At 63.7% G+C, this 5,836-nt stretch carries 6 protein-coding genes; 3 read left to right on the top strand and 3 right to left on the bottom strand.

Translation table 11 applies throughout. From position 1 onward, the window contains the following. Positions 1–128: 128 nt before the first annotated feature. Positions 129–965, bottom strand: coding sequence for a phenylalanine 4-monooxygenase (gene phhA / locus O7A61_RS30585; RefSeq protein WP_337132925.1), 837 nt, complete (start codon positions 963–965; stop codon positions 129–131). A 139-nt stretch (positions 966–1,104) separates the two neighbouring features. Between phhA and O7A61_RS30580 the strand changes: the two genes are divergently transcribed. From O7A61_RS30580 to O7A61_RS30570, 3 genes are all read left to right on the top strand, one after another. Then, positions 1,105–1,581 carry an Lrp/AsnC family transcriptional regulator gene (locus tag O7A61_RS30580; RefSeq protein ID WP_027143838.1) on the top strand — a complete coding sequence of 159 codons (477 nt, stop codon included), beginning with the start codon at positions 1,105–1,107 and terminating at the stop codon, positions 1,579–1,581. Positions 1,582–1,690: 109 nt separating this feature from the next. Then, positions 1,691–3,277, top strand: a complete 1,587-nt coding sequence (gene bchE / locus O7A61_RS30575) for a magnesium-protoporphyrin IX monomethyl ester anaerobic oxidative cyclase (protein ID WP_337132924.1) — start codon at positions 1,691–1,693, stop codon at positions 3,275–3,277. Between the two features lie 77 nt (positions 3,278–3,354). Next, positions 3,355–3,813: a RidA family protein gene (locus O7A61_RS30570; RefSeq protein ID WP_337132923.1), complete on the top strand. Its 459-nt coding sequence runs from the start codon at positions 3,355–3,357 to the stop codon at positions 3,811–3,813. Between the two features lie 26 nt (positions 3,814–3,839). Here the strand turns inward: O7A61_RS30570 and argB are convergent, their stop codons facing one another. Continuing rightward, a complete protein-coding gene (gene argB / locus O7A61_RS30565; protein ID WP_337132926.1) occupies positions 3,840–4,733 on the bottom strand; it encodes an acetylglutamate kinase in 894 nt (297 codons plus the stop codon). Positions 4,734–4,894: 161 nt separating this feature from the next. Next, on the bottom strand, positions 4,895–5,836 hold a 942-nt coding region (locus O7A61_RS30560), incomplete at its 5' end, for an amidase (protein ID WP_337132922.1).

Raw genomic sequence — 5,836 nt, 5'->3', positions numbered from 1 at the left:
TCTCGACGCAGCGGCGTCAGACGGGCATTCTTGTGGATGTTCATTCGGACCCTCCGATCTGTACTGAAGCCTGGTAACTCCAGTCTCCTCGGTTCGGTCCGAATGGACAACCTCCCGAAAGCTCACAACTAGACCGTCGCCGGATCGAGCGCCGGCTGGCCCTTGCGGCGCGCGACGATCGCCTCGAAATCCGCGGTCTGGAAGGCATCGCGCAAGGCGTCGAAGGACGGCAGCACGAAATAGGCGCGCTGGAATTTGTCGATCTCGTAGCCGGTGCGCATCACCGTCTCCAGATCGAACGGCACATGGTGGGCCTCCGTGCTCTCGACCGCGAACTGCAACTCGGTGAACGACGACATCAGCCCGGCGCCAAACGCCTTCAGCGGCTGGCCAGCCTCCTGCATCAGGCCGTATTCGGCTGTGTACCAGTAGAGCCGGGTGACCATCTCGTCGCCGCCGAGCGCGATGATGTCGCCGGCCTTCTTGCCATACATTTGCATGAAGTCGGCGAACACCGGCTGCGACAGCACCGGCACATGGCCGAAGAAGTCATGGAACATGTCCGGCTCGACGATGTAATCGAGTTCCTGCCTGGTGCGCAGCCAGTTGGTGACCGGGAAGCGGCGGTTGGCGAGGTGATCGAAGAAGGGGGCGGCCGGAATGAGGCCGGGCACGGCGACTATTTCCCAGCCTGTCAGCTTGCGCAGCTTGGCGCTGACGTCCTCGAAATCGGGGATGCGATCGAGAAGGCCGAGCTTCTCGACGCCATCGAGGTAGGAGTGGTGGGCGAGCTTGCGCGTCAATTTGGTCTGGCGGTCGCACAGCGTGCGCCACACCGCCTGCTCCTCGGCCGAATAGTCATAACCCAGCGCCACGGTAAAATCGGCGCGACATACCGAGTAGTCACCACGCAACCCCTGCGCCGCGCAGTCACGGGCATATTCGGCAACGCTCATCGTCGTCATGGTTTTTCTCCTCGCAAATCATCAATGGCTAACGTACGCGGAGCGTAACCGGATCTGCCGAGGCAAATCGGTTTTGATGATGGACCGCTCGCCACATTCGGGATAACATTCACTCATAATCTGCATGAGAGGAGTAAAAATGCCTCAATTCGACGATTTCGAAATCAGGATGCTCGATGTCCTGCAACGCGACGGGCGCAAGCCCGTCTCCGAGCTGGCGCAGGAGATCGGCCTCTCCACGACGCCCTGCGCGCGGCGCTTCGAAGCGTTGCAGGAAGCCGGCATCATCAAGGGATTTGCCGCAATGATCAGCCGCCGCGCGGTCGGCCTGATGGTCGAGGTGTTCATCCAGGTGCGCCTCGTCAGCCATAGCGACGGCTCGCCCGAAAGCTTCATCGCCGCGGTGCAGCGCATGGACGAGGTGTCGTCGTGCTGGACGATGACCGGCGACCATGACTTCCTGCTGCATGTCATGGTGCCGTCGGTCGATGAGCTCAACGCCTTCGTCATGCACCGGCTGATGCGGCTCGACGGCGTGCGCGACGTCCACACGCAACTGGTGCTGCAGAACATCAAGGGACCCGGTCACGTGCCGCTCGCGCATCTCAGGCGCTGATGCTATTCCTCGTTTTTGCGGAAAAGCTGCAAGCAAACTGCTGAAACGGGCCCATCGGGCGGCGCTATCGCCGGCCAGCATGCGCGGACCAACTCCCGAGAGGTCCGCCATGAACATCGTCCTGATCAATCCGCCGCACACAGCCATCGGCAGCCGCGTGCCCGACGATCATTTGCCGCCGCTTGGTCTTCTGGCGATCGGCGGCCCGCTGATCGACGCCGGCCACGAGGTGCGGCTCGTCGATGCCGAGTTCGGGCCGATGCCGCTCGCCTCGGTCGTCGCGGAAGCCCTGAAGGACTGCCCCGACTTCGTCCTGATCGGCCATTCCGGATCGACCTCGGCGCATCCGACCGCCTTGTTGATCGCCGGGATGATCAAGACACGCGAGCCGGCGACGATCATCCTCTACGGCGGCGTGTTCCCGACCTATCACTGGCGCGACATCCTCGCCGAAACGGACGTTTTCGACTTCATCGTGCGCGGCGAGGGCGAGGCGACCGTAGTCGCGCTGGTCGAGGCGGTGGAAATGCGCCAGCCGCCGGCAAGCGTTGCCGGCATCGCCTATCGCGACGATCTCAATCGTCCTTTCGCCACGCAAGCGGCGATGACCATCGCCGACCTCGACGCCTACCGCGTCGGTTGGGAACTGATCGACCACCGCAGATACAGTTACTGGGGCGGCAAGCGCGCCGTGGTCATGCAGTTTTCGCGCGGCTGCCCGCATCTGTGCAACTATTGCGGCCAGCGCGGTTTCTGGACCCGCTGGCGGCATCGCGACCCCGTCAAGTTCGCCAAGGAGATCGCCTGGCTGCACCGCCAGCACGGCGTCGAGCTGATCAACCTCGCCGACGAGAACCCGACCGTCTCGAAGAAGGCCTGGCGCGCTTTCCTGGAGGCGATGATCGACGAGGACGTGCCGGTGCTGATCGTCGGTTCGACTCGCGCCGACGACATCGTGCGCGACGCCGACATGCTGCACCTTTACCGCAAGGCCGGCGTCATCCGCTGGTTGCTCGGCATGGAGAACACCGACGAGCAGACCTTGCAATTGATCCGCAAGGGCGGCAGCACCTCGTCCGATCGCGAGGCGATACGGCTGCTGCGAAGGCACGGCATCCTGTCGATGGCGACCTGGGTGGCCGGCTTCGAGGATGAGGGGTTCCGCGATCTCTGGCGCGGCTTTCGCCAACTCATCGCCTATGACCCGGACCAGATCCAGGCGCTCTATGTGACGCCGCATCGGTGGACGCCGTTCTTCCGCATCGCTCGCGACCGCAGGGTCATCCAAAGGGACGCCCGCCTGTGGGACTACAAGCACCAGGTGCTGCACATGAGCCGGCTCAAGCCGTGGATGCTGTTCTTTTCGGTCAAGCTGATCGAACTGGCGGTGCAGTCGCGGCCGAAGGCGCTGGCGCGCATCCTGTTCCATCCCGACCCCGAGCAGCGGCATTCGATGCGCTGGTACACAAAAATGGGCCGCCGCGTCTGGTTCCGCGAAGTCTGGGGTTTTCTGGTCACAGACCGCCGGATGAAAGGCGGCCCGACGCTCGCCGAATTCTGGGGCGCGCCGCAGGACGCCGAGGAGGAATCGATGGTCTTCCAGCGTCCGGCGAAGAGACCTGCAACGGTGCCTGCCGCCGTGCTGCATGTGGCGCCGGAGCAGCGTGCCTTTCGCATCTCGCCGCCGCCGGCCTGACCCGTCCCGCCCTGGCCGTCAGCGGTGCACGCGCTAATTTCTGGCGATCGGACGATGGTGACTGGCAGGAGGAAGCAATGGACCTTGTCACGCATAAGAAGATGAAGAGCGGCCGGCTTATGCCCTGGGGCAAAGGCACCGTCGTGACCGGCGCCAAGGGATATGTCTTCCTTGCCGGCAATACAGGTACGGCCGAGAACTATGATCCGTCGAGCGGCAAGGGTGGTGCCGTTGGCGACGCGGCGACGCAATGGCGCTCCATTCTGACGAACATCAAATCGGACCTGGAAGAACTCGGCAGTTCGCTCGAATATCTCCTCAAGATCACACAGTACGTCAAAGGGCCGTTTCCAGACGGCGGCGCGCTGAGCTCGCCCAACTTCCGGCTGGACGTCATGGACGAATTCTTCGCCGAGCACTGCCCGAAGCACTGCAGCTACAACAATCCGCCGCCATCGGAAGTGATCGGGGTTGCAGCACTTGCGCATCCCGATCTCGTCATCGAGATCGTGGCCGTCGCCGCTCTGCCGGACTGAGGACGCCAAGCGCCGAAGCGCAAACGTCAGGGCACAATCAGTGTGCCGGCGCCGTGTTCGGTGAAAAGTTCGAGCAGCACCGAATGCGGCGTCTTGCCGTTGAGGATGACGACGCCTTCGACGCCGCGCTCAATGGCCTCGATGCAGGTCTCGACCTTGGGGATCATGCCGCCCGAGACCGTACCATCCTTGATCAGCGCCCTGGCCTCGGCGACCGTCAGCTCGTCGATCAGCTTCTTGTCCTTGTCGAGCACGCCCGGCACGTCGGTGAGGAACAGGAGGCGCGAGGCCTTGCAGGCACCGGCAATGGCGCCGGCGAAAGTGTCGGCGTTGATGTTGTAGGTGTGACCGTCGCGGCCGGGCGCCACCGGCGCCAGCACCGGGATCATTTCGGAGCCTGCCAGAAGGTCGAGCAACGTACGGTCGACCTCGACCGGTTCGCCGACGAAGCCGAGATCGAGCACACGCTCGATGTTGGAATCGGGGTCGATCATGGTCTTGCGCGCCTTTTCGGCGAACACCATGTTGCCGTCCTTGCCGCACAGGCCGATCGCCCATTCGCCCTCGGCATTGATCAGCGCGACGATCTCCTTGTTGATCGACCCGGCCAGCACCATCTCGACGATTTCGACCGTCTTCTGGTCGGTGACGCGCAGGCCGCCCTCGAATTTGGATTCGATCCCCATCTTGGCCAGCATGGCGCCGATCTGAGGGCCGCCGCCATGGACGACGATCGGGTTGACGCCGGACTGCTTCAGAAGCGCGATGTCGCGCGCGAAAGCCTTGCCCAGTTCGAGATCGCCCATGGCATGGCCGCCATATTTCACCACGACCGTCTTGTGCTCATAGCGCTGCATGTAGGGCAGCGCGCGCGACAAGAGGGCGGCCTGCATTTCGGCGGTGGCGGCGACGTCCGTCATCGGCGTGGTTCCCTGGCTTCTGGTTCTATGCATGCCGTTGTCCCAAACCGCTGGGCACTTTGGGCGACATGCATCAGGTGGAGACGGCGGCGTCTTAGCGGCAATTGACGCGAGCCGCAAATGGCATTGCTGTCATATTCGAGCGGTTCACGATGTCGTCATTATGACGGCACCATCAGCGGCGCCCGCCGCGTCAGCCAACCCGAGATTTTCTCCATCTGGGCGGCGAGCGACAAAAGCGTTTCCTCGTCACCCGGACGGCCGGCGGCCTGGATGCCGAGCGGCAGGCCGGCATCCGTGACATGGACGGGGAGCGCGATCGACGGCTGGCCGCTGACATTGTGGATCGCGGGCCAATGCGTGAACCAAAGGCTCTTGTCCATCAGCTGGCCGAACAGAGGTTTGATCTTGAGCAAGGAGGTGAGGTGAAGCTTGTCGAGCAGGTTTTCGATCAGTTCATCGGCACTTTTGGGATCCATGGCACCGCAGACGAGCGGCGGGTGCGCGATGATGGGCATCAGCACCGCATCATAGCGCGCGGTCTCCTCGATCAGTTGCCGCGAGGCGGCGTGCAGCCGCTGCAGGCCGGCATAGGTCTCGCCGGCCGAGACCATTTCGCCTAACCGGCCGAGCACCCGTGTGGCGCGCTCGATGTCGCCCGTCACGGAACGGCCGACGCGCAGCGCTTCGGCCCGCAACGAGCCGGCGACGGCGGAGGCGACAGTCGTGCAGAAGTCGGCGAAGAAATCACGGCCGATGAAAGGGAGTTCGACATCCTCGACCGAATGGCCGCCTTCACGGGCGAGCGCCACGGCAATATCGAGCGCCTTGAGCGTCTCGGCCGAAATCGGCAAGCCAAGCGGCGACTTGCGGTACACCGCCAGCCTGAGCTTGCCGGGATCGCGCGCCGCGGCAGCAGCGAATGTGCCCTTTGGCGGCAGCGCGGCATAAGGCGCCAGCGTATCTGGACCATGGGTGAGGTCGAGCAGCAGCGCGCAGTCGCGCACCGAGCGGGTAACGGCGTGATCGACGACCATGCCGTACCAGCTTTCGCTCACCAGTGGCGACAGCGGGACGCGGCCTCGCGAGGTCTTGAGACCGAC

The sequence above is a fragment of the Mesorhizobium sp. Cs1321R2N1 genome (genome assembly GCF_037179725.1).
In the GTDB taxonomy this organism is placed as follows: Bacteria; Pseudomonadota; Alphaproteobacteria; order Rhizobiales; family Rhizobiaceae; genus Mesorhizobium; species Mesorhizobium salmacidum.
The sequence above is the reverse complement of the archived record's forward strand: the minus strand, read 5'-3'. Positions and strand labels throughout refer to the sequence as shown.